A 23,421-nucleotide genomic window follows, 5' to 3' on the forward strand; every position below is an offset into this window, starting at 1 on the left:
GAATTCAACGAAAGTGTTTTTGTGCCACTCAGGCTTTTTGCTACTGTTTCACTGCTTAATTGATATTGCGTTTTTACAGTATCTTTAAATCTTAAAGCAAAGTTAAATTATATTTATTTCTATTTCTTTAATTGTTTGTCTCATTAATTTGATGCCAAATAGGTTTTGAATAAATAATAATTTTAATAAAATAACTGAGACTATAAGTAATCTGCCATTATTAAGACAAAATTTGTTTTCGACAAGTTCATAAACAACACTAATAATTTTAGTTTAATATTGACACTATTTTGAGACAGCTACTGCGGTAAATGCACGAGCCGAAGATTACAGGCTGAGGCAGTGCCCACGGAAAGCGTACACAAAAAACTGTCAACAAAGTGAAACAGATGGAAGTTAATTAACTTCCACCTGTTTTATTTATTAATTATGATCATGTTTGAATCTGAGATAACTGTTAAAAATAGTACAATGCTCATGCTTTTTGCAATTATTATAATCTAGGACCATTTTGTTTGTATTGTTCTAAACTAGATAGCTTTAACAATAACATTTGAAATAATAAAATATCTTCTTGTGATAAACTTTGGCATCTTGCTTCAATTAATGCTACCCTACTGTCGTTAATTTGCTGAATTAATAACTTTGATTTTTCTGTAATAATTAAATCTTTACAACGTAAATCTGTTTTATTTTGTATACTCATAATATAACCTAATTTGCATAATTTTTTGATCCACCTAGAAACAATTGATTGTTCTTTATTAAGTTTCATAGTTAAATCGTATTGCGACAGCTTTGAGTAATCAAATAAAATGGAAAGTAAATCAATATGATCTGGTGATAATTCTGTACGTTGACTCAAATGCCTACTTACTAAATTCAACTCGTTACTCGTATGTGTGATTAATTTTTCTAGTTGTCTATACATAGTTGACCATCTCCACTATATAATATTTATTCTATACTATTTTTAATAGTTTTAATTATAAAGATATTCTATCAAATGCTCAATAATAATCTACATTCATGACATAATTGTTGCATTTCGTATCCAATTTATAATAAATTATAAATAGCGAGCTTTTACTAAAGGAGAAGAATCATGACACAAATTAAAGAAAGAGACTTCTTTTTCGACAATGCACGTGCATTGTTAATTTTTTTAGTTGTATTTGGCCATTTATTACAACCTTATACTGAATCAGATACTTTTTTAACGTCTCTCTATCTAACTATTTATAGCTTTCATATGCCTTGTTTTTTATTCATATCAGGCTATTTTGCTAAAAAAGCTGGTCAACCAGGATATTTAGAAAAGGTTTCTAAAAAGTTACTTGTTCCTTATTTTATATTTTTTGCATTCTTCTCTTTATATTATTATTTTACAGGTAAAGAAGATAATGTCACACTCGATCCTTTTGATCCAGTATTTGCATTATGGTTTTTATTAACACTTTTCTTTTTCCATATCATTTTAGTGTTAGTTAAAAATTATAAACCATATTTTGTTTTACCTATTGCAATTATAATTGCATTATTTGCTGGTTTTTCAGATGATATTGGTAATTATTTAAGTTTTTCCAGAACTATTATTTTCTTCCCAATATTCTATCTAGGCTATTTATTTAAAAAAGAACATACACAAGTATTAAGAAACAAAAAGTTCATCCCACTATCAATTCTAGTGTTGATTGTCTTTTACATAGGCTATACCCTTCATCCTATTAATTCCGATTGGTTGTTAGGCAGTTCGCCTTATACTTCTTTAGAAGATGAAGAAGGTTTGTACAGTCCACTTAAAAGGTTGTTTTTATATTTCACTATATTAATAACAATGTTTTCTTTTTTAAATTTGGTACCAGAAAAGAAAAGGATTTTTACCTATATTGGAACTAGGACATTGCAAGTGTATTTATTACATGGATTGTTTATTGGGATTATTAGAGGTTTCAAAATTTACCCATTTAAAGATCCTACGTCCTTCTTAACCTATATTTATTTAATTGTTGTAACATGTATTATTGTCTATCTATTGTCTTCATACAAAGTTGCAAAATGGACAAATCCAGTAATTAATTTAGAGAAGCCTTCTAATTTTAAAGGTTAATATTTTACCGAATTGTAGTCTTAGAAAATATGTTATGATAGAAATAATTTGAAATATTCAAATTATACATAACTATTATCAAATTACAATTCGGTATTTTATTTTGAGGTGAAAAAAATGAAACTTTCATTAAACGATCGCGCACAGTATTTAAGAGCACCTAGTATTAGACAGTTTTCTAATCGGATGAAAGATATAGAGGACTGTGTCAATTTAACTATAGGTCAACCTGATTTTAATATGCCACAAGTCGTAAAAGATGCGTATATTAACGCGATCAATGAAGATATGACAAGCTATTCTCATAACAAAGGTTTAATAGAGACACGACGTGCTGTAAGCCAATATTTTTATCATAAATATAATTTCCAATACTCTGAAGAAGAAATTATTATTACAAATGGTGCGAGTGAAGCGTTAGATACATCATTAAGAAGTATTATAAACATTGGGGATGAAATATTAATTCCTGGACCCATTTATGCTGGCTATATACCTTTAATTGAAACGTTAGGTGGCAAACCCGTTTATATAGACACAACTCACAGCAACTACAAAATTACACCTGAAGCGATTGAACAACATATCACAGCTAAAACGAAGGCAATATTACTTAACTACCCTACCAATCCTACTGGCGTCACTTTAACTTTTAACGAAGTCGAAGCGTTAGTAACGACTTTACAGCAACATGAGTTATTTATTATCAGTGATGAAATTTATGCGGAAAATACGTTTAATGGTACGCATACATCATTTGCACAATTTGACAGCATTCGTGATCAACTGTTATTAATTGGTGGTCTAAGTAAATCACATTCTGCTACTGGCATTCGGATTGGCTTTTTAATTGGTCCTGAATATTTAATTGAAAAACTGACGTTCATGCATGCCTATAATTGCATTTGTGCAAATGTACCTGCACAAGTCGCTTGTATAGCTGCTTTAAACGAAGGTTTAGAGGCGCCTCAATATATGAACGAAGCTTATATTGAACGTAAAAATTATTTAGTTCAAAAATTAGAATCACTTGGTTTTAAATTAGATGCTCAACCCGAAGGAGCATTTTATATTTTTCCTAGTATTCGCAAGTTTACAGACAATGACTTTGAATTTTGCGTCCAATTATTAGAAGAAGCTCATTTAGCCATTGTACCTGGATCATCATTTACTGATTATGGTAAAGGACATGTTCGAATATCTTATGCATATGACTTAGAAGTTTTAAAAGAAGGCATGCGTCGATTAGAACACTTTATCGCTGAACATTATAGTGCTGTATAATAAAAAACAACCCTACGCTTAAGCATTGTAGGGTTGTTTTTTATTATGTAATATTGGACTACATAGTCACATGAAAGTTATGATTCATTGGAATTTTCTACTACATTAATTTGTGTGAATTTTTTTAATATTTTGTGATATTGACGCGTATCTTCTTCTTCCATATCAAATTGATTAAATACTTCTTCTGAAATTTTATTAAAATGTCGTTTTAACTCAATGCCTTCAGCTGTCAACTGAACCTTCACACGTCGTTCATCTTCTAGTGTTCGTGTACGTTGGATTAGATTTTTCTTTTCCAATCGTTTAATTATTGGGCTTATCGTCCCTGAGTCTAAATATAATTTTTCGCAAAGCGTTTTTATATAGATTGGAATATTATTTTCTATATACAGCAACACAATATAATTGGGGAAACTAATATTATATTGCTTTAAATATTTGTTAAAACGATTAACGAATTCTTTAGTAGAAACATAAAATAAAAAGCATAGTTCTTTTCTTGCATCTTCTCCGTATTCATTATTCATCGACTACTCACCTCATTAATTATAATATAATATGTAAATTAATATGTGTCAAATATATATTTTAATTAAAACAAAATTCATTAAATTAAGTGTTAATTTTTTTATATTTATTTATCTGGTTGCTAATTCAACTATATTAAATTCATAAAATTATTAGTACATATTTAATTTAGTTAAAATAAAAAGCTCGAAGGTAGCATTTTCCACCTTCGAGCTTTTCTGTATTGATTTATGGGAATTTTGGAAATTGATCAAAATCAGGATCACGTTTTTCTTTAAACGCATCACGGCCTTCTTTTGCCTCATCCGTTGTATAGTATAATAATGTAGCATCGCCAGCCATTTGTTGTAGACCTGCTAAACCATCAGTGTCAGCATTCATAGCAGCTTTTAAGAAACGTAAAGCAGTCGGTGAATGTTGCATAATTTCTTCACACCATTTAACAGTTTCATTTTCAACTTCAGCTAAAGGTACTACAGTATTTACTAAGCCCATATCCAATGCTTCTTGTGCATTATATTGGCGACATAAGTACCAAATTTCACGAGCTTTTTTATGTCCAACGATACGCGCTAAGTAGCCTGAGCCATAACCCGCATCAAATGAACCAACTTTTGGACCTGTTTGACCGAAAATAGCGTTATCTGCAGCAATCGTTAAATCACATACGACGTTTAATACATTACCGCCACCGATTGCATATCCTCTAACCATTGCAATAACCGGTTTAGGAATAATTCTAATTAAACGTTGTAAATCTAACACATTTAGACGAGGAATTTGGTCGTCACCTACATAACCACCGTGTCCACGTTTTTTCTGATCTCCACCTGAACAAAATGCTTTATCGCCTTCACCAGTTAAAATAATAACTGAGATACGTTGATCATCTCTAGCACGTGTAAATGCATCTATCATTTCTTGTACTGTATTAGGTGTAAACGCATTACGTACTTCTGGACGATTGATCGTTACTTTGGCAATACCATTGTAAAATTCATATTTAATTTCTTTGTATTCTTTAATTGTTTCCCACTGTCTAGTCATTTTGCTCCTCCTTATTTAAAAAACCTACTACTATTTTATCAAATTCTGAAGCATCTTCCACATGAATTGTATGTCCAACGTGTGGAACTTCATAAAATTTGCTGCGTGGTATTAAATTAGTCATCTTATTACCGATGGCAACAAACTTTTGATCTAACGCTCCTGCCAATATAGCAACAGGAATATCAATATGTGTTATTTCTGACCATAAACTAGGCATATAGCCACTGCCATAGTCTCGTAAAGCTTTGGCCAATTTATACGGATCTTGATTCATTCTCATATTACGTATTCTTTTACGTATTGGCTTTTCAAGTTCATATTGCGTGTAAAAGAGTGGAAGTTTTTCCCAATCATTGACAAATATTTCAAGGCCAGCAATTTCCAAAACTTTAGCTCTAGCATTATCGACATTTTGACGCTCTTCGCGCTCACTGTCAGTTGCAATGCCAGGAGAAGTACTTTCTAAAATAAGCCCTGTAAGTGCCATATTACCGTATAAGGCATAATATAAGGCGACTCTACCGCCCATAGAATAACCATGTAAGTAAATATTATAACTTGCATATAGTCGGATAACTTCATCTAATTGTTGTGCAATAAAATCAAAATCCCATGTCACATCATTCGCTGAAATATCATCTCCATGCCCTGGTAAATCAATTGTTAAGACATTTGCATGTTGATTCAAAGTATCAATATGGTCATCAAAACTTGAATGATCACTTATAAAACCGTGCAATAATATTATTAAATTATCAGTAGTTATTTGTGCACCATGAAAATTATAATGTAGCATTGATAATGTCCCCCAATTTTTGATACAAGGTTTGATGTTGTAATTGATTGGAGTCTCTCTCAGTTATAATTTCATAAATATGTGAGCCAAATTGCGATAATGATTCATATTTAAAATCTGCCATTGTTTCAAATTTATGGAACGCAAAATCATACAATAACGCTGTATGCTCAAAATTCAATCCTGTTGGCGTACCAAATAATCGTTCAAAATAAGGTTCTGCAGCATTTTTTTGAGGTAGATAAGAAAAGATGCCACCACCATCATTATTCAGTAACACGATATTTAAATTAATATTATTTAATTTAGCCATTAATAAGCCATTCATATCATGATAAAATGCTAAATCACCTATTAGTAATGTAACTTTTTTGTGGACAGCCATCCCAATCGCTGTCGAAACAACACCGTCAATACCGTTTGCGCCTCGATTCGCATATACTTCAGCTTCACAATTAATGTATAAGTTATCAACATCTCGTATTGGCATACTGTTACTTACAAATAATGCATCTTTATCAGTCAGTTTATCTAGTAAATGACCCACATATGCACCTTCATCTGTAGCTGACTGTATATAATCTCTCACTTCATTTTGTGCACGCACTTCTAACAACTGCCATTTTTCTAGCCATTGTTTACGTTCTACAGTCACTGTTTCTGATAATTGTCTAAAGAAATCATTCGCTGACATTTCATAAGAAATATGCGGTGCTATTGGAAAAGCATCTGGTCGATCATTATTTTGAATCAAAATTTGATATGCAGATGTTTGAGTCAACCAACGATTAATAACTTTGGAAATAACTGGTTTTCCTACACGAATTATAAAGTCTACCTCAAGTTCGAGACCCGCTCTAAACATCAAATCATACGTACTAATTACATTTGGATGTTTAATTTTTCTTAATTGACTTAAAGGGTCTGCCAGTATTGGTAAGTCGTGAATAGTCGCATATGTTAAAATTTGGTCTACTTCTTGATGTTGCATATCTCCTACCAAAATAAGACCGCGTTTCTTTTTAATAATTGTCGCAATTTCATTTAGTGTTGTCGTTTTTTGATAATGTGGTAAAGCTTTATTATCTGACGTTAACCAACTCACCTTTGTTAAATCTGGTGTAAGTGGTTCCCTAAACGGCAAGTTGAAATGGATTGGTCCACGATGTGGTCCATATAAATGTTGACTTGCTTTTTGCATTTGAAAAGCAATAGTATCCATCATTTTTTCACTATTTTCACCACTGTCAACAAGAGGAAAATCAAACTGGTATTGGACATAGTTTTCAAACATTTGTATTTGATTAATCGCCTGTGGTGCGCCAATGCCTCTCAATTCATGTGGTCGATCACTTGTGAGTAATACTAAAGGCAAACGACTGATTTGACTTTCAGCCACTGCTGGAGTGTAATTGGCAGCAGCAGTGCCTGAAGTACATAATACAGCTACAGGTTTCTCGCTACCCTTCATCAAACCTAAAGCAAAAAAAGCCGCGCTTCTTTCATCTGGATGTATCCATGTTGTTAATTTAGGGTGAGCTTCAATTGCTATAGCTAATGGTGTTGAGCGCGAACCTGGACTAATAACAACTTCTCTTATGCCATATGCATATAATTCCGATGCCAAAGTATAAACTTGTTTAGTTAAGGCTTCTACATGTTTAGTCATTTCCATCTACTCCTAATGCTCTCATCATTGGTGTGAATTTAACTGCAGTCTCTTCAACTTCACTATCTGGATCTGAATCATGTACAATTCCACAACCAGCAAATAAAGTTGCTTGTTGATTTTTTATCAACATTGAACGTATCGCCACAATAAACTCACAATCATCATACATATCAATAAAGCCTACTGGTGCTCCGTATAATCCACGCGTACCAAATTCATTTTTTTCGATATAGCTAACCGCTTCATCTTTCGGAAAACCACCTAATGCTGGTGTTGGATGTAAATGATCTATAAGTCCAATATAAGATTCATTTGTCAACGTTCCAGTTATCTCTGTAAGTAAATGGTACAGGTGATCATTTGTTAATATTTTAGGTGATTCATTGTAATTAACTTCATTGACATATGGTTTAATATCATTAAGTATGCTATCCACAACAAATTGATGTTCATTTAAATTTTTAGTGTCTTGTAGGAATTGTTCAATATTCCTCAAGTCCTCTGCTTCATCGTGGGTACGCTTAATTGTACCTGCAACTGCTTTCGTATAAATCACATCATTTTTTACTTCCATTAACTGTTCTGGTGTTTGTGAGAAAAAGATACTATCTTCTGATTCCAACACAAATAAATAGCTATTTCGTTCGGATTGCATTGCTTGATTTAAAATAAATGGTATTTTAATTTGTTTTTCAAATTGAATCATACGTTTACGAGCTAGCACAATTTTATTGTTTTCATTTAATTGTGCAATAGTATCACGTACTAAATCACGCCATTCTTCTTTATAAATATCTTCTATACGTTTGACCTTCCCTAAGTCATCGTGTATAACTGTCGTATTTTGTGTTAAATGTTGAATCACAGCATTAAATTTAGCTAATTCAAATGTTGCTCGTTTTGTAGTATAAGTAATATAAGTACTGCCTTCTGTCATAGTTACTAATACTTCGGGCAAAATAAAATGATTAATGCCAAATTGACGCCATTCATCGCCTGATTTGTGTGATGAAAACTGAAAACCACCACAAATCTTTAAGTGATGTTTATCTGAATTCGGATGTATAAGCTCTATATCATTTTTATATTTTTCCCATTCCCGGAATATAGATTGTTTATTTTCGAAATCATTTTTAAACCTATTAATAGCGCGATAACCAAAGAATGACATCGTATTATCATTTTTTTTGAAGAAAAATCGGTCGTCAGCACTGTCTTCAGTTATTTGGAATAACATTGTCGGGTCAAGTTCATAGTCTATTTTGGCTTCTACCGAAACCCATGTACGGCTACTATCGTATACAGCTGAGACAATTTTGTCTTCCTTGACGTCCACAGTCATCTAGTTCACTTCTTTCATAATTCTAATTTACTCATTAGTATATTGTACCATCTTTCACAATGTGTGTACGCATTCTTGCTTAATTCTTACATAAGAAACTTTACGTAATTTGACCTTTAATACAACTTCTATTAAAATTACTTTATTAAAATATAAATAATAGAATAAGAGGTAATTAAACTATGGCTTCTCAATATCAACAATATTCAACTGTGAGAAAGTATTGGCAACTTATGAGACCTCATACACTTACAGCAGCAATTGTTCCAGTCTTAGTTGGTACAGCTACTGCAAAAATATTTTTACTAGGTAGCGAAGACCACATTAAAATCAGTTTACTTTTAGCCATGCTTCTAGCTTGTTTATTAATTCAAGCTGCAACAAACATGTTTAATGAGTATTATGATTTTAAAAAGGGTCTAGATGACCATACATCAGTAGGTATCGGCGGCGCAATTGTTCGCAATGGTATGAGTCCTAAGCTAGTCATGAATCTTGCAATTGCTTTTTATATTATTGCCGCACTACTCGGCATATATTTAGCTGTCCAAAGTTCGTTCTGGATTCTACCTATTGGTCTAGTGTGTATGGCAATTGGATACTTATACACAGGTGGCCCTATGCCAATATCTTGGACACCTTTTGGAGAACTATTCTCAGGTGTGTTTATGGGCGGAATAATTATACTTCTTGCCTTTTTTATCCAAACTGGCAACCTACAAACGTTAGTAGTGTGGATTAGCGTACCAATTATCATTACAATTGGCTTAATCAACATGGCTAATAACATAAGAGACCGAGTTAAAGATAAAGAAAGTGGACGCTTAACTTTACCTATTGTTTTAGGTAAAGCAAATTCCATCCGCTTCTTAGCATTAATGTACATTGTTGCTTATGCGTTTGTCGTTTACATTACATTTTTCATACCTGGTGGTTCAATTTTCTTTTTATTAGCTTTACTGTCATTTCCATTGCCTGTTAAAGCAGTTCGTAGGTTTAAAAAGAATGATACACCTGCGACAATGATGACAGCTATGGCAGCTACTGGTAAAACTAATACATTCTTCGGAGTGTTATATGCGTTAGGTATTTATATAAGCGCACTTCTTGGAGGCATTTAAGTCTTAAAATTAAGTGTCTCTCAAATGTTATACATCAACCAGCGCGAGGGTGCTAAATCAAAGTAGTTATCTTTGATTGGTACTCTCGCTTTTTTGTTGATTTATTGTTGGTAAATCATATGTCTGTGTTTATGACCATATAAATCGATATCACTATCAGTGACGAAACCAAATTTATTGTAGACATAAAAAGCTCGTTCATTGTGATAATCACAATTTAAGCTCCATTTTTCGTGTGGTGCTAGATCAATTACATATTGTATTAATTGTGTAGCGACACCTCTACCACGATAATTAGGAAAAGTTGCGATTGTTTCAATGTAGTATTCATCATCTTTTGCTTCTTTCATAGGCATTGGTGTGCCTAATGCAGCAACATCATGATCTAAGTCCATGTCTAACCATGCCTTTTCATATTCCAATTCTTTCTCCCCTGGATATGCAATTAAACACCCTGCTACATTGCCATCGATTTCATATACCCATATATTATTTAAATTTCCACGATATGGTACTTCGACTATGCTACGTTCAAGAATTGACAACAATCTTTCTCGCTCTACAAATTTCACCATATCTACTTCTAATTCATCCCATATGATATAACACAGTTGTGCAATAGCTGCTTTATCTTTCGCTTCTGCCTTTCTTATCATTTTTATATCTCCTTTTGCCTAAATTCTTTATCCTTTTCATTATATAATAACTTGAACTAGTAATTGAAATAATTAACTATCTATCTTTAAAAACTATTGTTATTATGACAATAAATGTTATTAATCTTCTTTTGTAAGTAATATTGTTATAATAAAGAAAAAGAAAGAAAGGGTTTTTAGAATAATGAAAGTTAACAAAGTTATTTATGTAGTTTTAGCCTTTTTCCTTGGTTGGATAGGAGTTCATAAATTTTATTCAAATCAAGTACTACAAGGTATAATGCACATCATCTTCTTTTGGACCGGCATTCCATATATCATCGCTATAATTAGTGGAATTATTACGATATTTTTCAAAAAAGCAGATGATGAAGGCATGATTTACTTCCCTTAATTTACATGATTACTATTTAAAGTTTAATTTTTATAGACTTAACTTAACGAATTTGGGTAAATAAATAATATCCAGTTGTAACAACTTAGGAGGTATAAAAAATGCAACAAATTATACAACGTGTACTAAGAGCAGTAGCTGTTAGTTTTATCATTAGAGGCATAAAACGCTTATTTAGTAAAAAAAATAACAAGTAATAAACACACCCCACCCTTTGTAGCACTTAACGTGACTCAAAGGGCTTTTTTGTATAACCTTACACCATGACTATGTCATTAAATTACAATAAAAGCACTGAATGCGTGCAAAATGACGACCATTCAGTGCTCTTATCATAGTATTAATTAATGTTCATGATTTCTTTCTTAAATTGTTCACCTTGTTTTTCAATTGTTATCAAGTCACTATAGATGGCTTCATCTGCATCATAATAAATCACGTTATTTTGTACTACTGCTTCATTATTTTTCCACATATCTGAAGTTGTAAATTCTGCTTTTGATTTTTTACCATCAGGCGTAGGAATCATTAAATAATCTCCTGCATAGTCATTAAATTTTTCTTTAGGTACTTTCATAAAGCGTTCTGCAGGCATAGCTTTTTGTGCCTCAGGATCTTGTTTTACTTTAAAACCATCATATAATGTGTCACTGCCTCTACCAAAACGTGGTCCAAATTGATAAATGTCTTTTTGTTGAATATCCATTATTGAAAATGTTGCATCATTACCGATGTGTTTTTTGATCTCTTTACCATCTTGTTCTAGTTTTTTCGCAACTTCATTAGCCTGTTGCTTAGCTTTATCTTCTTTATTAACAAGTTTACCATATTCTATATGTGTTTCTTTATAATCTAATTTTTGTACTTTAATTGGTACTGTTGGTGCAATTTTAGAGAATTTTTTATTATTTTTATTTTCTTTATATGTAATGATTAAATCTGGTTTTAATTTAGCTACAGCTTCAACATCTTCTGGATTTACCTTTTTCACTTTACTATTCCCTAGATAGTTAGAATCTGGAAAAGCATTCGTAATCGCTACAGGTTCAACCCCTAACTTTTTCAAACTACCATAATTTGCAGTTAACAATACTATACGTTTAGGGTTTTTAGGTATTTTCACTTTGCTATCATCTGTAGTTGTATATTCTCTTTGCTCATTTTCACTTTCTTTTTTATTACCACAAGCTGCTACAACGAAGCATAAACATAATGCTATTATTAATAATTTCTTCATATACTTTACCTCTTTTTTATCCATCATACCTTTAATCGATAATAATTATCAATATCATTTAAAGTTTTTGACTCGAATTATTTTCATCTTAACTAAAAAAGTCTCTAAAAATGTAAATATACCTACTTATTCCAAATTATAACTCCGCAGAGTGCTTAACTTTTTTAAATTCCTTCATTTAGACTTTAAATTGAAAATCAAATCTTATATACTATTTTACTGTCCATAATATTATTTCAAACAATATATAAATACTCTGGTACTATGTTAATAACTTATAGCTAATTTTTTATAATTATGCTGTAGATACTGCTATTTTTATTGCCGTAACAATCATATATTGTTGATTTTTTATAGTGATAAAATAGCTTAATAACTTACAATATGGTGTTGGGTTACCGATACTTACGAAAAACAGAAAGGATTTAAAAATGATCTATACAATAACTTCAACATTGCCATTACAACATGGCGGAAGAACAAAAGCTTTACTGAATAGAATAAAATTAATAGATCAAGCTTTAAATATCAATACAACAATTTTAACAACTAACTATAATGCCAATTATAACGATATTTATAAATCATATTTAGAAGATGAAAAAATAACAACTAATACTTATTTTGAAAACATTTATGACTGGTTAGCAGATTATAAATTACTTATTGAACCCACTACTGATAATCCCAATCAACTGACTTACCATGAAACGCCTTATGAATTATCAGGTTTTACTTCAGAAATTTCAAAAGACAAAAGCATCGTACGGTACTACGATAATGAAACGTATGTTTTATATAGACGCTATTATGACAATACTAAAGTAGTTAAATTTGAAGACTATATGTCCCCTATCAGTAAGAAAAAAGTTCAACGCTGGCAATATAATAAAAATGGCATATTGCACAAAAAAGTATATTACGCACCCAAATCTTCTCAAAAAATATTAGAAGAATTTTTCGATGTTTATGGTGCTATTTATTGTATGAAGTTTTTTGAAGATAATGCAGACAATGACTTAAGCTTTATCCAGACGTACAAGGATAAACAGCCACATAAAACTTTCACTTCAGAAAAACAATTATTTCGATATTATTTTGATAGCAAGTTCAAAGATGGCGACATAATATTTAATGATGCACGCTTATTGGATGCACCACTATTAAAACAAACAAAGCGTACTAAAAATATTTTAGTATTTCACAGTAGTCACCTTGGTAAACACAATATAAAAAGCTCATATAAATATGCTTTAAAAAACGCTGACAAAGTGACACAATACATCGTTTTAACACACCAACAAAAAGCAGATATTTTAACCAATAATGTTATAACTGAAAACAAAATTTCCGTTATACCTCATTTCATTAAACCCGTAAATATAGATACACAGCTACCACAACAAAATCGTTTCATATTTATTGGACGATTGGTACCTGAAAAACAAATAGAACATATTATTCATGCATACAAAAAATTCGTAGCTAAAGGATACTCGACTACATTAAGTATCTTTGGTAGTGGCGACGCCAATTATAGTTCATATATAAAAACACTGATTGATGATTTAGAGCTACAACAAAAAATAACAATTAATGAACATACAAATAACCCCATACAAGAACTACAACAATCCAAAGCTTCCCTTCTTACAAGTCAATATGAAGGCTTCGGTTTAACCATAATGGAAAGTATAGAAGTTGGATGTCCTGTTATTTCATATGATATTAGATATGGTCCGTCCGAAATCATAACGCATGGTGAAAATGGATATTTAGTCGAAGCCAACAATATAACTGAGTTAACAGAATACATGACGAAGATCATTGACTCACCACTCAAAAGTGTTGAAACGACATCAACAGTAAAATATGACACCGCTATAAATAATTACAAGCAACTATTTTCTCTATTAAATGATGCTTAATAATCATCATTTAACATAATAAAACCCATCCATTTCGAATATGGATGGGTTTTTTATGGGATTACTTCAGTATTAATTGATAGAATGCTAAATCTAGCCATTTATCAAATTTATATCCTACGCTTTTAATGTTACCACACGCAACAAAGTTGAATTTTTCATGCAATTTGATACTTCCTTCGTTATTAGCATCTATGCCAGCAACAATAGTTTTATATCCTTTATACTCTATCTCTTTAATTAATTCAGTTAACAGCTTAGAAGCTATACCTTCTTTTCTAGTATTAGGATCAACATATATAGAATGTTCCACAGTATTTTTATATGCAGGCCAATCTCTAAACGAACCATATGTAGCAAAACCTACCACTTCATTATCCTTTACATAAACTATTACTGGTTCATTTTTTGCAAGTTTTTCCGCAAACCATGCTTGTCTATTTTCAAGTGTCACCGGATCATAAGAATAAACAGCTGTAGTATTTAATATCGCATCATTATAAATTTTCGTTATGTTGTGTAAATCTTCTTCATGTGCCAATCTAATCATTTTATCACTCCTTGCACATCATACTACTGAAGCCAAATATCATGTGCAAATTTGTGTGAGATAAAATGACATTATTCACATGACTAATACATCATATTATTTGATATTCAAAATTAGCTTTATAACTATAAATGTAAAGTAATTAAAGTGGAAGTTATAATATTTATCACCCTACATTTTATTAGCATTCGCTGTTTCTTAACATTTAGATAAAAAAAAGAACGTTGCGTCAACAACGTTCTTACGATAAATGTAAATTATTCATTTTAAAATATTTACACCTTTAACGGAAACGGAGGGATTCGAACCCTCGCGCCGCTTTCGCGACCTACACCCTTAGCAGGGGCGCCTCTTCAGCCAACTTGAGTACGTTTCCAATGGCTCCACAGGTAGGACTCGAACCTACGACCGATCGGTTAACAGCCGATAGCTCTACCACTGAGCTACTGTGGAATAATATGTGTCTCTCATCAAGCACAAATATAATTATATCAATTACACATAAATTTTCAAGTGTTAATGTTAAAAAAATATGCGGAATATTTACACTAATTTAATACTTTATTCCGCATATTTCATTTTTACAAGTATTTCTTTATTTATGTTCAAATAATGAGTACTTAGCTAATGCTTCATAAATATTTAATTGCGGTTTAGTATAATCGATTGGTGCATCTGGATCAAAAGTAGCAATCCTTGCTGCTCTATCCATCATATAATAGTAATAAATGGCGTTTAAATATTGATGCCTCATACTATGTGCAGAAATATCTATATTAAGTGTTTGCTCATCAACAAAAGTAATTTTGCATTTTCTGTCTTTTAATCTCTTTATATGTTGTACATAATGAATATTAATCCAAGCATTTTCATCTTTTCTGTCAGAATGGGTAGGAAAAAAGTAAGTAGGAAATAGCGGTGTAAATAATATCGGCGGTTTACTGATAATTCCAGTAATTCTAATGGTATCTTCTTTTTTAAAGTGATAGCTACTGCCATAAAAACGACATGATCTCTCAATAATTTTGTGTGTTCTATCTTTTACTTCTTCTATCTGTTGTTTATATTTTAATATTCGCGTCCCTCCATATTTTCTTTCTTTAGTGTCAATGGGTTGTATCACCATGTCTCCTTTCTTAATGACATATTTACTAAATATTGTAATCGCCTCCTCAGCTATTAATTAACAATATATTATAGTATTACTATTTTAAAATCAATTGTTTATATTATTTTCTTCTTTAATATTTCCATTAATTAAATTCCAGGGATATTTGGCTGTAAAATTCTAACTTTTAAAAGTTTCTTTTTACACTTTTAAATTCTAAAAAGTCAGAATATTCGTTGATTTCAAAAAATAATGATTGTATAATGAAATTAAATATATAGAAAGGACGTGTTCAAAATGAAACACAACACAAATGTAAAATATAATACATTAGAATCTTTTGTTTCTACAATTAACGACTTAGGCATTGAACTTATTATAGATGAGTCACTGAGAAATGTTCGTAAAGAACAATTAGAAATTCTTATAGACAATGCACTTAAGAACAAAAATGAGAATGATTTCAAGCGCTACACAGAAGAATACAAAAACTTGGAGGACTTTCTCGTTGGCTAATTTATACTCCACACATTTAGAATAAAAGTCTATTCCCTACTTTTAAATCAAGTATGAGAATAGACTTTTTTTAATGTTATGACATCAATCTTATTAGTTCATATTTATCAATATCACCAAAATAATGATACAAATTAAAATCATCTAATGCTGCTTCAATACTTTCAAAATCATGTAAAGTGCCTGTCAATGCTTCTTCTAAATCTGTAATATCTCCCTCACCAAAGAAATCTCCAAATATTTTAGCATGTTCAATACGTCCTCGTTTTACATCGAATTTAATTTGCACAAAGCCCTTTTCAAATTTTTCTTCACGTTCAAAATTATACTTAGGATTTTTGCCATAATTCCAATCCCATGTACGGTACTTAGTATTGCTTAGTTCTTCTATTTTTGACCAATCGTCTGCAGTTAACTCATATTCTTCCACATCACTTTGTTCCCCAAAAATAGTTTTTAATATAATGGATTTAAAGGTTTCAATATCGAGTGGCTCATCTAAAAATTCAACGATATTAGCAACACGACTACGTATGGATTTAATACCTTTAGATTTAATTTTTGCCGGATTTACTTTTAATGCGTTTTGTACTTCATTCAAATCACTATTTAAAATCAAAGTACCATGACTGAACATACGATCTTTAACTTTAACCATCGCATTACCAGATATTTTAGCTTGACCTACTTGTATATCATTTCTCCCACTTAATTCAGCATTTACGCCGAGTTTATTTAATGCTTCTACAATAGGTTCGGTGAATTTTTTGAAATTATGAAAACTATCACCGTCGTCATTTGTAATAAAACTAAAATTTAAATTGCCTGTATCATGATAAACTGCTCCACCGCCAGATATTCTTCTTACTACATCTATATTATGTTCATCAATATAAGGCTTGTTAATTTCTTCAATCGTATTTTGATTTTTCCCAATTATAATTGAAGGTCTATTAACGTAAAATAAAAAGTAGCTATCATCATTAGGCATATTTTTTAACACATATTCTTCCATAGCTAAATTCATAGTTGGGTCTGTAATATTTTTATTACTAATAAACTTCATTGTATCTCTCCTTCTCCTAATATATACCCTTATCTTATTTATGCATTATTTTTATTAAAATTGCCAATTATATACTCGCATTTTTTATAATTATTACTCAATTCATTCATTTCACACGATATAATGGATATTTGTTTATTTGTCTTGTATTTTTTAGTACAATATATCTAGTTAACTATTCTAGGGAGGACTCAAAATGACTGTTGCAGAAGTAGGAAATATTGTAGAATTTTATGATGGTTTAAAAGGCCGTGTAGAAAAAATTAATGATAATTCAGTAATTGTCGATTTAACAATCATGGAGAATTTCACTGAATTAGACTTACCTGAAAAAACGGTCATTAATCATAAACGATATAAAATCGTCGACCAAGAAGGATAATATTATGAAATCAATTTCAAAAGCATTAGTGTGGTTTATCATTAGTTTTTTGGTCTTTCACGTAATTTTATATATTATGTGGGGCGAAAAGCAAGAGTATTGGTACCTCTATACTGGTATCATGCTAATTGCAGGCGTTAGTTACGTCTTTTATCAACGTGATATAGAATCAAAACGACTACTGACATCTATAGGTGTAGGTATTTTGAGTGGACTGACGCTCATTATCATTCAATTAATTTTTGCTGCTATATCATATGATTTGAAATATTCTGAGCTTATTAAAGAGCTTACGCGTACAGGTGTATATTTCAAGTGGCAAATGTTGGTCACATTATTATTTGTAATACCTTGCCATGAATTATATATGAGAACCGTACTTCAAAAAGAACTAATTAAATTAAATATATCAAATTGGTTAAGTATTATAATTACAGCACTTTGTTCAGCTTCATTATTTTATTACTTAGATAACTTATGGATAGTTAGTCTTATTTTCATTGTCCAAATATTATTATCTATTAGCTACCTCTATACACGTAGAATAGCTACTACTGTTATTGCACAAATTGTTGCTGTGGTGCTTTTACTTATTTTCCATGGTTAAATATTTCTGAATAATAAAAAGCGTATCCATAGTGGGTACGCTTTTTCACTTATAAATAAACTTTAAATTGTTGTTTTTGTTGTATTTGATAACTATCATTACTTAAATTATCAGCAATAAGATCATTCATAGTAATTGAATGTTTATCATGGATAACTGCATTTTCTAAATATGATTGGTAATTGCGGTAACAATAGTCAGTCATTGATACGCGATACATATGATTTAAATTAATATTGTTTAAGGTCACTCGATTGAATGGTTGTGCATTCATATCAATTGTATAATCCACGCCTTGCCAAAATGTACATAAAGTTTCATCGATAATTGTAACGCTTAAGGCATCATTTGAAAATTCAATATGTGCATAGCTGTATTCCAAAATATCTTTTATATGTTGTCCTTTAATTGTTAAATCCATAGGTACGTCTGGATGTGGATAAGCATTATATAATTCCGCATTTGTTACTGTTCCTTGTAATCCTGTTTCCCCACTCTTCGGTAAATGAACACAAGAAATATCTAAGTCATAAACTAATCTAATGCTATCATGTAACAATTGGGTAAAAGCATGGGGCTGTGTAATTACATCTTCGAGTCCATTTACTCCAGCTTCTAAGTTATGAGCAGTAATAATGTCGTCTGCCCAATATTCTACTGCTTTTCTATCGTAATACGTCTCTGTTAATAATGCTTTATCTTCTTCAAAAGCATTTAAATCAATAATTTCAGAGTTAATACCTTCTAATTCAAAAGAACTTGTTCGTTTTTTAAAATCAACTTTAATATGTACTAATTTTTGAGCGTTTTGCCCTGCTTGTACATATACTGTTTGGTCGTTTCTACCGACAAAAGTTTGATGCTGATGACCTGTGATTAATAAATCAATCACTCCTATATGTTGCATTATTTTTTCTGCTTCATTTACTTTTTGTTCTCTTTCATTCGTAGAAGTATTAAGCTGATTTAGACCACCATGATATATAACAATTAAAAAGTCTGGGGCTTCACTTTCATGAATATAGCTAATCCATCTTTTGGCAGAAACTAGTGTTTTTTCAATAACCACATCGTGTTCCATTTCAAAATATTCACGTTCCATTAATCCATCGGAAGTTAAACCAACGATAGCGATTTTAATACCTTCTATTTCTTTTATCGTATAAGGCGTTGAAAAATATGGTTCCTTAGTACGATTATATTCTATATTTGCAGATAACCAAGGAAACCTTGATAGTGATACTGCTCTAGAGAAAAATGACAACCCAAATTTAAATTCATTTGGGCTTATGCCACTCGCATCATATTCCATAGCATTCATAAGCTTAATCATCGGATGTCGTTTATACGGTGCTACTACTGCATAATAAAATGCAGCTAGAGAACCGGCTAAACTACCTCCACTATCTAGCAATATTACATTGTTATTGCGCTGTCTCATGTGTTTTACATATGTACCAGCGCGATAAATGTTAGATCCATGATGTCCATTTAAAAAATAACTATGCATATCCGAAGTCGCTATAATATCAACATTTATTTTTTCACTTTGTGTCATATACCTCGCCCCTTTATCACTCACAGTTTAACACGATTGCGCTATATTACGATACTAAAGTAATTAATTAACCATGTTACTGATTAAAAAATGTGGACTCAATAACAATGTCAATATTACTTTTTTGACATTGCCACCTTGCCCACAAAATTATTAGTACAAATGACCTTATATTGTTTTTTAGCTTAGTCTAATATTAACCAATTTGAATACGTTCTTTTGGATAATGATACTTATCTGGTTCTTTCCTACCACCGAGCATAATAATAAAGCTAATCAATCCAACACGTCCTATAAACATGAGACCCATAAGTATTACTTTGGATGTTGAATGTAAATCGCTCGTAATTCCTAACGATAAACCACATGTTCCAAATGCTGACATGACTTCAAAAAACACTTCTAACAATGTCATTTCACTATTTTCAATGATTAAAATGCTGACAATACTAGCGAAAGTAATCAAACTAGCCATAGTGAAAACTGCAAATGAACGTTGTACATCCATCGCATGGATTTCACGATTAAATACTTTAATGGAAAACTTCTCTGAATTATTATTATAGTTAAGTAGAAATAAGATTAATATTGCGAATGTTGTTGTTCTTATTCCTCCTCCGACGGAACTTGGAGATGAACCAATAAACATCAAGAATCCCATAATGGCATTTGTACCTTCACTAAATTGACTTACATCAATAGTTTGTAAACCTGCACTACGTGTAGTTGAAGAATTAAATAGTGCATAGAATAAACTTTTATGCCAACTCATGTTCTGTAAAGCGTGATTATGCTCAAGTACTAAAATAATAATTACACCAAAAACGAATAAGAATAAGTATGTTGACGTTGTAATTTTAGTAAATAATGAAAATCTAAAATTAGGTATTCTATTTTTAATATACGCTTTCACTTCAAGTAACACCGGAAAACCTATTGAACCTAAAATAATTAAAAACATTACTATAGTTTGTACAAAGTAATCATTTGCGTAAGGAATCAAGGACTGGCCGGTTATATCTAAACCACCGTTAGTTGTTGCTGATACCGACACGAAAAAGCCTTGCATGATCGCATATGATAAATCCGGATTATCTCTGTAAAAATAAAATGTTAATAACATAGCTGCCACAAATTCAATAGCAAGCATTGTTTTCACAATATCTAATATTAATTTAACTGTACCACTCATCGTATCTTTATTATTATCCAACATAATGAGTTGACGTTCACGGATACCAATTCTTTTGCCTAAAACTACCCATAATAACGTCCCGATTGCCATAACACCGATGCCACCAATATTTAAAATCACCATAATAATGATTTGGCCAAAAGTCGAAAAAGTTTCGGAAATATTTATAGGAGTCAATCCCGTAACACTTACTCCGGATACTGCGACAAATAAAGTATCAATCGGTTTTACATCTACACCACTTTTATATACAAATGGTAAATTGAGTAATAAAAATGATACGACTATAGCAACGAGATAATACATGACAATCCCTTGTTGAGGGCTAGATTTTTTAAATAATTTATTAAAAATAGACAACGCTTTTACTCACCTCAACGTCACTTCAATTTAAGTTTAATATCTTTTACCTTACCATCTCTATATATTTTAAGTGGTAGAGTATCCAAATCATCTTTGTGACTAAAAATAATTTGTCTGTATCTTAGTTTATCTTCTAATTCTTTACCATCTAATTCTACTATGACATCATTTTTTTGCAACCCAGATTTTTCAGCTAAACTATTTTCTTGTACTTCACCAATAACTACACCATTATCGATGTCTTCAGGTAATTGTAATGAAGCTTTAGCGTCATCATTTAATTCTGCAGTATCAATAATTTTCACGCCAGTATTTGGATATTTTACTTCACCTTTTTTTTCTAGTTCTTGTGCAGTTGATAATGCTGTATTTACAGGTATAGCAAATGCAATTCCTTCTACATTATCCATACTAATTTTCAAGGAAGCAATACCTACTAGCTTGCCATCTCTATCTATAATGCCGCCACCAGAGTTACCAGGGTTTACTGGAGCATCAATTTGAAATGCATCCATCAGCACATCATAGTTGTCATCTTTATCAATGTCAACTGGTACATGTCTATTCAGACCTGAGATTATTCCACTGGAAATAGACCCTTTAAAATCAACACCTAACGGATTACCTACTGCAATTATTGGTTCACCTAAAACCAGTTTTTGCGAATCACCATGTTTAATTGCTTTAATATCACTTTGTTTTTTTATTTTAGCTTTGACAACTGCTATATCTGACCATTTATCAGTGCCAATGACTTTACCAATTGTTTCATTGTCATCACCATATGTAATCTTTTGTTGTTCTTTATCTCCAACAACATGTGCATTCGTTATAATAAAAATAGAGTCGTCCACTTTTTTGTAGACGACACCAGAACCTAGTTCATTTTCTTGTCCTGCTTCTTTAGTTTCATTCTGTACTGATGAAGCGTCATCACTTGTATTATTTTCTACAGTGACTACAGAATGAATAGCTTTATTCGCACTCTTCATCGTGTTTGTGTACTGTTTATGATCATCGATACTGCCATTTAAAAATCCATCTTTATTGTGACCGTTGTTATCTACATTATTAAATATCGCATTCATCAAGGTTAATATTAAAATTACGCCAATAACAATTAAGATTTTAGCCCAATGGAATTTAATAAAAGCTCGTGTCTTATCTTGCCATGTTGGTTCAGTTTTAGATGTTGCTTGTTGTGTTGCTGACTGTTGCTCATCACTAGTTGTATTCGACGTAGTGTCTGCATCAACAGAATCGCTCACCTGAGATTGTTGTGCTTCTTCAGAGTGAAAATTCGTATTTTCATCCGCTGCTAATTGTGACTGATGCTCATCTTCATTTTGATCAGTTGTTGCTTCATTTGATGTCGATTTTGATAATGTTGTTGCTTCTGGACTCGAACTTTCTTGCACTTCAGTTGTTTCTTGCTCAATTGTTTTATCATCTGTTGTTGCATCTTCATTAGCTGTTGGGCTAGTTTGAGCGTCAGTTTCAACTGACGTGTTGCGCTTTTTCATTTCTTGTTGTTGCTGTTGAATTTCTTCTTGAGTGAGTTTTTCGATACGTGACTTTTGTAAATTTTCTTTCACTCTTTCTTCGTTGTTTTTAGCTACCTCTTCATCTTTAAGTGCTTGTTGTTGTTGTAGCTGCTGCTCGTATTTGATACGTTGTTCACGTTCTTCATTATGAAAGAACTGGCGGCGTTTACGACGATATTTCTTTCTAGGTATGATTATTTTGTTGTCTTTATCCACCAAATCTCCTCCTTCATCCGCTTATCATTATCCTTTCATTATGACATATTGCACAAAAAAATTCTTCTTTATTTCATCTTAATATGCAAAAAGTTGATACACAATATCTTTATTTTGTTAATTTTTTAACAGTTAACCATAATATAACTGAAAAAGCATTGGATTACACCTTTGAAAAGGTCCATCCAATGCTTT

At 31.4% G+C, this 23,421-nt stretch carries 22 protein-coding genes and 2 tRNA genes; 8 read left to right on the forward strand and 16 right to left on the reverse strand.

The genetic code is table 11. The features are described from left to right. Positions 1-493 precede the first annotated feature (493 nt). Complete coding sequence (locus KA845_RS03045) at positions 494-931, reverse strand: MarR family transcriptional regulator (RefSeq protein WP_002510121.1); 438 nt, start codon at positions 929-931, stop codon at positions 494-496. A 174-nt stretch (positions 932-1,105) separates the two neighbouring features. Between KA845_RS03045 and KA845_RS03050 the strand changes: the two genes are divergently transcribed. Together KA845_RS03050 and KA845_RS03055 are read left to right on the forward strand one after the other, a co-directional pair. Next, a complete protein-coding gene (locus KA845_RS03050; protein ID WP_002510122.1) occupies positions 1,106-2,110 on the forward strand; it encodes an acyltransferase family protein in 1,005 nt (334 codons plus the stop codon). 117 nt (positions 2,111-2,227) lie between these two features. Then, on the forward strand, positions 2,228-3,394 hold the full coding sequence (locus tag KA845_RS03055; RefSeq protein ID WP_002510123.1) for an aminotransferase class I/II-fold pyridoxal phosphate-dependent enzyme: 1,167 nt from the start codon (positions 2,228-2,230) through the stop codon (positions 3,392-3,394). 77 nt (positions 3,395-3,471) lie between these two features. On the opposite strand, the gene KA845_RS03060 is transcribed toward KA845_RS03055, so the two are convergent. The 5 genes from KA845_RS03060 to KA845_RS03080 form a co-directional block, all read right to left on the reverse strand. Then, the gene (locus KA845_RS03060; RefSeq protein ID WP_002510124.1) at positions 3,472-3,924 is read right to left on the reverse strand and encodes a MarR family winged helix-turn-helix transcriptional regulator; all 453 of its coding nucleotides are present in this window, start codon (positions 3,922-3,924) and stop codon (positions 3,472-3,474) included. Between the two features lie 229 nt (positions 3,925-4,153). Next, entirely contained in the window at positions 4,154-4,972 is an 819-nt protein-coding gene (gene menB, locus KA845_RS03065) for a 1,4-dihydroxy-2-naphthoyl-CoA synthase (RefSeq protein ID WP_210127786.1), read from the reverse strand. Next, entirely contained in the window at positions 4,965-5,771 is an 807-nt protein-coding gene (menH, locus tag KA845_RS03070; protein WP_002510126.1) for a 2-succinyl-6-hydroxy-2,4-cyclohexadiene-1-carboxylate synthase, read from the reverse strand. The genes menB and menH overlap by 8 nt, the downstream gene beginning before the upstream one ends. Further along, the gene (menD, locus tag KA845_RS03075) at positions 5,758-7,440 is read right to left on the reverse strand and encodes a 2-succinyl-5-enolpyruvyl-6-hydroxy-3-cyclohexene-1-carboxylic-acid synthase (RefSeq protein ID WP_002510127.1); all 1,683 of its coding nucleotides are present in this window, start codon (positions 7,438-7,440) and stop codon (positions 5,758-5,760) included. The genes menH and menD overlap by 14 nt, the downstream gene beginning before the upstream one ends. Continuing rightward, positions 7,433-8,785, reverse strand: coding sequence for an isochorismate synthase (locus KA845_RS03080; protein WP_002510128.1), 1,353 nt, complete (start codon positions 8,783-8,785; stop codon positions 7,433-7,435). Before KA845_RS03080 ends, menD begins: the two co-directional genes overlap by 8 nt. Before the next feature lie 182 nt (positions 8,786-8,967). On the opposite strand from KA845_RS03080, the gene KA845_RS03085 reads away from it, so the two are divergent. Beyond that, the gene (locus KA845_RS03085) at positions 8,968-9,906 is read left to right on the forward strand and encodes a 1,4-dihydroxy-2-naphthoate polyprenyltransferase (RefSeq protein ID WP_002510129.1); all 939 of its coding nucleotides are present in this window, start codon (positions 8,968-8,970) and stop codon (positions 9,904-9,906) included. Positions 9,907-10,007: 101 nt separating this feature from the next. On the opposite strand, the gene KA845_RS03090 is transcribed toward KA845_RS03085, so the two are convergent. Continuing rightward, positions 10,008-10,562 (reverse strand): GNAT family N-acetyltransferase, encoded by a 555-nt coding sequence (locus KA845_RS03090; RefSeq protein WP_002510130.1) that lies wholly within the window; start codon positions 10,560-10,562, stop codon positions 10,008-10,010. A 184-nt stretch (positions 10,563-10,746) separates the two neighbouring features. Here KA845_RS03090 and KA845_RS03095 point away from each other — a divergent pair, with 184 nt between their 5' ends. Further along, on the forward strand, positions 10,747-10,956 hold the full coding sequence (locus tag KA845_RS03095) for a TM2 domain-containing protein (RefSeq protein ID WP_002510131.1): 210 nt from the start codon (positions 10,747-10,749) through the stop codon (positions 10,954-10,956). A 340-nt stretch (positions 10,957-11,296) separates the two neighbouring features. On the opposite strand, the gene KA845_RS03100 is transcribed toward KA845_RS03095, so the two are convergent. Continuing rightward, the gene (locus tag KA845_RS03100; protein ID WP_002510132.1) at positions 11,297-12,193 is read right to left on the reverse strand and encodes an ABC transporter substrate-binding protein; all 897 of its coding nucleotides are present in this window, start codon (positions 12,191-12,193) and stop codon (positions 11,297-11,299) included. A gap of 431 nt (positions 12,194-12,624) precedes the next feature. Here KA845_RS03100 and KA845_RS03105 point away from each other — a divergent pair, with 431 nt between their 5' ends. Then, positions 12,625-14,121, forward strand: a complete 1,497-nt coding sequence (locus tag KA845_RS03105) for a glycosyltransferase (RefSeq protein ID WP_002510133.1) — start codon at positions 12,625-12,627, stop codon at positions 14,119-14,121. A gap of 61 nt (positions 14,122-14,182) precedes the next feature. Here the strand turns inward: KA845_RS03105 and KA845_RS03110 are convergent, their stop codons facing one another. From KA845_RS03110 to KA845_RS03125, 4 genes are all read right to left on the reverse strand, one after another. Beyond that, positions 14,183-14,671: a GNAT family N-acetyltransferase gene (locus KA845_RS03110; protein ID WP_002510134.1), complete on the reverse strand. Its 489-nt coding sequence runs from the start codon at positions 14,669-14,671 to the stop codon at positions 14,183-14,185. 287 nt (positions 14,672-14,958) lie between these two features. Then, positions 14,959-15,047, reverse strand: a tRNA-Ser gene (locus KA845_RS03115). A gap of 2 nt (positions 15,048-15,049) precedes the next feature. Continuing rightward, a tRNA-Asn gene (locus KA845_RS03120) sits at positions 15,050-15,124 on the reverse strand. 142 nt (positions 15,125-15,266) lie between these two features. Further along, the gene (locus KA845_RS03125) at positions 15,267-15,830 is read right to left on the reverse strand and encodes a competence protein ComK (protein WP_031266496.1); all 564 of its coding nucleotides are present in this window, start codon (positions 15,828-15,830) and stop codon (positions 15,267-15,269) included. A gap of 246 nt (positions 15,831-16,076) precedes the next feature. On the opposite strand from KA845_RS03125, the gene KA845_RS03130 reads away from it, so the two are divergent. Then, positions 16,077-16,295 (forward strand): IDEAL domain-containing protein, encoded by a 219-nt coding sequence (locus KA845_RS03130; RefSeq protein WP_002510136.1) that lies wholly within the window; start codon positions 16,077-16,079, stop codon positions 16,293-16,295. A gap of 76 nt (positions 16,296-16,371) precedes the next feature. Here KA845_RS03130 and lplA read toward each other — a convergent pair whose 3' ends face one another. Then, complete coding sequence (lplA, locus tag KA845_RS03135; RefSeq protein WP_002510137.1) at positions 16,372-17,361, reverse strand: lipoate--protein ligase; 990 nt, start codon at positions 17,359-17,361, stop codon at positions 16,372-16,374. A 196-nt stretch (positions 17,362-17,557) separates the two neighbouring features. Between lplA and KA845_RS03140 the strand changes: the two genes are divergently transcribed. Then, the gene (locus KA845_RS03140) at positions 17,558-17,743 is read left to right on the forward strand and encodes a YkvS family protein (protein ID WP_002510138.1); all 186 of its coding nucleotides are present in this window, start codon (positions 17,558-17,560) and stop codon (positions 17,741-17,743) included. A gap of 4 nt (positions 17,744-17,747) precedes the next feature. Beyond that, complete coding sequence (locus KA845_RS03145; protein ID WP_002510139.1) at positions 17,748-18,350, forward strand: CPBP family glutamic-type intramembrane protease; 603 nt, start codon at positions 17,748-17,750, stop codon at positions 18,348-18,350. A gap of 49 nt (positions 18,351-18,399) precedes the next feature. On the opposite strand, the gene KA845_RS03150 is transcribed toward KA845_RS03145, so the two are convergent. The 3 genes from KA845_RS03150 to KA845_RS03160 all read right to left on the reverse strand — a co-directional run bounded on the left by KA845_RS03150 (position 18,400) and on the right by KA845_RS03160 (position 23,226). Then, positions 18,400-19,908 (reverse strand): bifunctional metallophosphatase/5'-nucleotidase, encoded by a 1,509-nt coding sequence (locus KA845_RS03150; RefSeq protein WP_002510140.1) that lies wholly within the window; start codon positions 19,906-19,908, stop codon positions 18,400-18,402. A 196-nt stretch (positions 19,909-20,104) separates the two neighbouring features. Beyond that, positions 20,105-21,409, reverse strand: coding sequence for a TrkH family potassium uptake protein (locus tag KA845_RS03155; RefSeq protein ID WP_369946164.1), 1,305 nt, complete (start codon positions 21,407-21,409; stop codon positions 20,105-20,107). Between the two features lie 74 nt (positions 21,410-21,483). Further along, entirely contained in the window at positions 21,484-23,226 is a 1,743-nt protein-coding gene (locus KA845_RS03160) for a S1C family serine protease (protein WP_002510142.1), read from the reverse strand. Between the last annotated feature and the right edge of the window lie 195 nt (positions 23,227-23,421).

The sequence above is a fragment of the Staphylococcus sp. GDX8P114P-2 genome, from assembly GCF_017892945.1.
Classification (GTDB): domain Bacteria; phylum Bacillota; class Bacilli; order Staphylococcales; family Staphylococcaceae; genus Staphylococcus; species Staphylococcus arlettae.

Bases quoted from the DNA above. Each gene is read 5' to 3' on its own strand.
- KA845_RS03080 (WP_002510128.1), bottom strand. From the start codon at position 8,785: ATGACTGTGGACGTCAAGGAAGACAAAATTGTCTCAGCTGTATACGAT.
- KA845_RS03110 (WP_002510134.1), bottom strand. From the start codon at position 14,671: ATGATTAGATTGGCACATGAAGAAGATTTACACAACATAACGAAAATT.
- KA845_RS03100 (WP_002510132.1), bottom strand. From the start codon at position 12,193: ATGAAGAAATTATTAATAATAGCATTATGTTTATGCTTCGTTGTAGCA.
- lplA (WP_002510137.1), bottom strand. From the start codon at position 17,361: ATGAAGTTTATTAGTAATAAAAATATTACAGACCCAACTATGAATTTA.
- KA845_RS03085 (WP_002510129.1), top strand. From the start codon at position 8,968: ATGGCTTCTCAATATCAACAATATTCAACTGTGAGAAAGTATTGGCAA.
- KA845_RS03090 (WP_002510130.1), bottom strand. From the start codon at position 10,562: ATGATAAGAAAGGCAGAAGCGAAAGATAAAGCAGCTATTGCACAACTG.
- KA845_RS03145 (WP_002510139.1), top strand. From the start codon at position 17,748: ATGAAATCAATTTCAAAAGCATTAGTGTGGTTTATCATTAGTTTTTTG.
- KA845_RS03045 (WP_002510121.1), bottom strand. From the start codon at position 931: ATGTATAGACAACTAGAAAAATTAATCACACATACGAGTAACGAGTTG.
- menD (WP_002510127.1), bottom strand. From the start codon at position 7,440: ATGACTAAACATGTAGAAGCCTTAACTAAACAAGTTTATACTTTGGCA.
- KA845_RS03105 (WP_002510133.1), top strand. From the start codon at position 12,625: ATGATCTATACAATAACTTCAACATTGCCATTACAACATGGCGGAAGA.
- menB (WP_210127786.1), bottom strand. From the start codon at position 4,972: ATGACTAGACAGTGGGAAACAATTAAAGAATACAAAGAAATTAAATAT.
- KA845_RS03155 (WP_369946164.1), bottom strand. From the start codon at position 21,409: ATGTATTATCTCGTTGCTATAGTCGTATCATTTTTATTACTCAATTTA.
- KA845_RS03140 (WP_002510138.1), top strand. From the start codon at position 17,558: ATGACTGTTGCAGAAGTAGGAAATATTGTAGAATTTTATGATGGTTTA.
- KA845_RS03150 (WP_002510140.1), bottom strand. From the start codon at position 19,908: ATGACACAAAGTGAAAAAATAAATGTTGATATTATAGCGACTTCGGAT.
- KA845_RS03060 (WP_002510124.1), bottom strand. From the start codon at position 3,924: ATGAATAATGAATACGGAGAAGATGCAAGAAAAGAACTATGCTTTTTA.
- KA845_RS03050 (WP_002510122.1), top strand. From the start codon at position 1,106: ATGACACAAATTAAAGAAAGAGACTTCTTTTTCGACAATGCACGTGCA.
- menH (WP_002510126.1), bottom strand. From the start codon at position 5,771: ATGCTACATTATAATTTTCATGGTGCACAAATAACTACTGATAATTTA.
- KA845_RS03095 (WP_002510131.1), top strand. From the start codon at position 10,747: ATGAAAGTTAACAAAGTTATTTATGTAGTTTTAGCCTTTTTCCTTGGT.
- KA845_RS03055 (WP_002510123.1), top strand. From the start codon at position 2,228: ATGAAACTTTCATTAAACGATCGCGCACAGTATTTAAGAGCACCTAGT.
- KA845_RS03130 (WP_002510136.1), top strand. From the start codon at position 16,077: ATGAAACACAACACAAATGTAAAATATAATACATTAGAATCTTTTGTT.